3 protein-coding genes are annotated in these 4,154 nt (G+C 37.3%); 1 reads left to right on the top strand and 2 read right to left on the bottom strand.

What is annotated here, in order from left to right:
* Positions 1-82 precede the first annotated feature (82 nt).
* Complete coding sequence (glpK, locus tag CP357_RS09640; RefSeq protein ID WP_098037194.1) at positions 83-1,582, bottom strand: glycerol kinase GlpK; 1,500 nt, start codon at positions 1,580-1,582, stop codon at positions 83-85.
* A gap of 124 nt (positions 1,583-1,706) precedes the next feature.
* Here glpK and thiD point away from each other — a divergent pair, with 124 nt between their 5' ends.
* Positions 1,707-2,522 (top strand): bifunctional hydroxymethylpyrimidine kinase/phosphomethylpyrimidine kinase, encoded by an 816-nt coding sequence (gene thiD, locus CP357_RS09635; protein ID WP_057727003.1) that lies wholly within the window; start codon positions 1,707-1,709, stop codon positions 2,520-2,522.
* Between the two features lie 718 nt (positions 2,523-3,240).
* Here the strand turns inward: thiD and CP357_RS09620 are convergent.
* The gene (locus CP357_RS09620; RefSeq protein ID WP_255404994.1) at positions 3,241-4,083 is read right to left on the bottom strand and encodes a helix-turn-helix domain-containing protein; all 843 of its coding nucleotides are present in this window, start codon (positions 4,081-4,083) and stop codon (positions 3,241-3,243) included.
* Between the last annotated feature and the right edge of the window lie 71 nt (positions 4,084-4,154).

Raw genomic sequence — 4,154 nt, 5'->3', positions numbered from 1 at the left:
TAACAAGATTGGACTTTTTTAGTAACTAAAACGATTTAACTAGCACCACGCGTATTAATATATTATATTTTATTATACATCACTAATCATGTGCAAAAACTTGCGTTGCCTTGATTGCACGCTGCCAGCCTGAATATAGTTTATTTCTTTCTGCTTCATGCATCTTAGGCTCAAAGGCTTGCCCAATCTTGAAAATATGCTTTAACTCATCCGTATTTTTCCAATAATCAACGGCAAGACCTGCCAAAAATGCGGCGCCCAAACTAGTAGTTTCTAGCGTTTTAGCCCGTTCGATCTTGATATTTAAAATATCTGCCTGGAACTGCATTAAATAGTTGTTGTTACTTGCGCCGCCATCAACTCGCAGGTTCGGGATCTTAATACCAGAGTCTTTTTGCATCGTATCAACAACATCACGAGTTTGATAAGCAAGGGATTGCAACGTGGCTTTGATAATATCCTTATCTGTTGTTCCACGTGTAACACCGAAAATTGATCCTCGCGCTTCCGCATCCCAATAAGGTGCACCCAGCCCCGTAAATGCTGGCACAACATAAACTTCATTTTCAGAAGTTGATTCGTAAGCTGCCTGTTCAGAATCCGGTGCATGCTTAATCAACTTCATCGAATCGCGTAGCCATTGAATTGCACTACCAGCCACAAAGATTGATCCTTCTAAAGCATAAGTAATCTTACCATTAATGCTATAACCAATGGTCGTTAACAGATTATTGTTAGAGTCTGTTGGCTTGTCCCCTGTGTTCATCACAATAAAGGCACCGGTGCCATATGTGTTTTTCACCATTCCTGGTTTCAAAGCTAGTTGACCAAATAAGGCTGCCTGTTGGTCACCGGCCATCCCAGCAATTGGCACTTGTCCACCAAAGAACATATATGACGCTGTTTCACCATAAATCTCTGAATTCGAGCGCACCTCAGGCAACATTTGCTTAGGAATATTGAGCAAATGCAAAATATCGTCATCCCACTTGAGCGTGTGAATATTAAACAGCATGGTCCGTGAAGCATTAGTGTAATCAGTCACGTGTTTAGCACCATCAGTTAACTTCCAAACTAGCCAACTATCAATCGTACCAAAAAGCAACTTTCCCTGTTCAGCTTTTTCTTGCGCGCCAGGTACATGATCAAGAATCCAGCGAATCTTAGTTGCACTGAAGTATGGGTCAATAATTAAGCCTGTTTTTTGACGAATTTCATCACTATAGCCTTCTTTTTTTAATTTTTCAGCTAATTCTGTTGTCTGCCGTGACTGCCAAACGATTGCATGATAAATTGGCTCACCTGTATCCTTGTCCCAAACAACGGTCGTTTCACGTTGGTTGGTAATGCCAATTGCGGCAATTTGATTAGGCCAAATGCCCGAATTAATAAAAGCATTGGCAATTGTTGTTTGGACCGCCATCCAGATTTTATTAGCGTCATGTTCAACCCAGCCAGGCTCTGGAAAATATTGGTGAAATTCTTTTTGGGCAGAAGCAACTTCACGTCCATCATGGTCAAAAATAATTGCTCTAGTAGAGGTGGTTCCTTCATCGATTGCTAAAATATATTTTTCTGTCATAGTTATTCTCTTTTCTGCAAAAGCGCTTTCTTATAATATTACTGTTTTTCTAATGCAGATTCTAGCAGTTAATGTAATAGATACGGTATAATTTTTATAAGGATTTTTTAAGGAGGGCATTTTAATGGAAAAAAATCAAAAAATTGCGGTAACAATTGCGGGTAACGATAGTGATGGTAGTGCAGGAATGCCAGCAGATTTGCATTCATTCTATGCACGGGGCGTTTATGGCATGGGGCTGATGACCGCGGCTGTAGCTGGTAATACAAAAGGAATTTTTGCCCAACAAATTATGCCGCTTGATTTTATCCAAAAGCAATTCGATGTGTTAAACGACGACTTCAAGATTAATGCGACTAAGACAGGGATGCTGGCTAACAAGGAAATTATCGATTGCGTTGCCGATAATCTTGAAAAATACGACATGGGTAAAATCGTGCTTGATCCCGTCATCATCACTAAGCACGGTGCCACCCTACTTGACGATGATGCCTACCAGACCTTCTTAGACAGATTATTGCCGCTAGCCGATGTAATTACGCCTAACTTTTATGAACAACAAAAGCTAACTGGCTTGAAGCTAAATAATAAGAAAGAAATTCACGCAGGCGCTAAAAAACTACAAGAGATGGGTGCTAAAAATGTCTTGATGAAGGGACGTCATGACTCAGATAATCAGACTGAAGTAACTGATATTTTGTTGACTGAAGATGGCGCATTTCACGAATTTACCAAGCCTTTCTTTAAGACTGATCGCGTGAATGGCACAGGTGATACTCTCTCCGCAGTTATTGCGGCAGAATTAGCTAAGGGAAAGTCTGTAATTGATGCTATAAAAATTGGTAAGGACTTTACTTACGCTGCAATTTCTCACCCAATTGATGTTGGTTCAAAATGGGGTCCGATCAATCACTTGGCTGCACAGGAAGAAAATAGATAGAAAAAATACCGAAGCTCAGATTTTGAACTTCGGTGTTTTTATGTCTGTTTTCAATTAAATCATTGCTGTGTAGAGATACAGTATTACACAAATAATGAACGCTATTACGTATCCCATGATTATGTTAATAACCCAATGAATATGATGATGTTGCATCCAAGTAGCTAACCAATCGCCCAGGACTAGACAATATGATCCTACCAGCCAGTAATTGATCTTTTTCTGATTAATTGCTGGTAATGGCAAGATTAAGATTATTATCAGTGTTACAGCTAAAATGTATTTTAGAGCTTGATAAAGTTTGGGACTTAGTAATGATTCACGCAATTTATTTTACCTTGTTTCTTCTAAATCATATATTCGATTTCCATTAATTTTTGGATTTACTTATTTCTTATAGCTCTTAATGATCCAAAATATACCAAGCATAATAAAAAAGATCGATAATACTACTAGTTGCATAACTGGTTTATATCTAAGAAAGCATGAATCTATTAGAAATACCACACCAACAGCAATAATTGCTATTCCAGATATTTTGCTTTCTTTTTTCATAATAATTATTACAACAGCAATTAAGATTACTACTGCAGTTACAATTGAAGCAACGTCGACTTGCATTAACTTAAGTTTTTCCTTCCATCTAAGTCTTCAACTATTATTTTAAATCATGTAAGTTCTCCTGCGATTGACTTTGTATCATATTTGTTACAAATTATTACTCAGGCCAACTAGCAATAAAGTTTTTATAGCCTAATACACCAAGATCCTGTCTAATCTCTTTTGTCTTGTCCTTTTGATCCAAAAATAATGCTTTCATATAAAACACTTCAATTCTATAAATCATCAAGTGAAACGACTCAGTAGCATCAATAATATATTCCATCGCGTCATCAATATGATCAAAATGTGTAGTTTTCTTATGAACCTTTCTGTCGTAACAAACCACCAGATAATTTTCTAGCAATCTTAAATATCTTTCAGTCGTTAACTCTGAAAGCTCAGATTTTTTTGCAAAATCAAGCAAGCGCCCAATTAAAAAGTCCAATTCATCTTGTGGCCACATCGGCATCGTATTAGCCAATAATCGCAGTAGGTCTGGTCGCTCAAGCCAATTATTCCCTCCATCAAACTCAGCTTTTATCTTCGTCCTGATTTCTACATCAATCTTGTCAGTTTCACCCTTAAAATCTGCCGAAGTAATTAATGCTCGCAACTTCAAAACCTCATTATTAGATGAATTCATTATCTGCTGACAATACTTATCCAAAGCTTCAGTATCTTTTGCACTAACTGCTAGATTCATTTTAAATTCAAATTGCTTCTCAACTTTTCGTTCTTCTGACGTATAATCATCTTGAATAAGATCACAAAACTCTACTAGATCAACTTGATGCTCAAGCAATATTTTAAATAAGCTCTCCGCATTTATGCGATTTTTGCCACTTTCAATCCTTGCGTAAAAAGGACGACTAAGGATCCCAGCACACATTTGATCCTGTGTTAGTCCTAATTTTATTCTTTCTTTGCGTAGTGCTTCTGCTATAAAAAATGTAAGCAAATGTATGACTATGTTTTATTTTCATACATTTTGGACTATTCGTGCTTTCCATTTCTCTTACCAACGTCTAC

This window comes from Lactobacillus sp. UMNPBX6 (assembly GCF_002553975.1).
Taxonomy (GTDB): Bacteria; Bacillota; Bacilli; order Lactobacillales; family Lactobacillaceae; genus Lactobacillus; species Lactobacillus gallinarum.
This window is presented reverse-complemented; position numbering and strand designations above follow the sequence as displayed.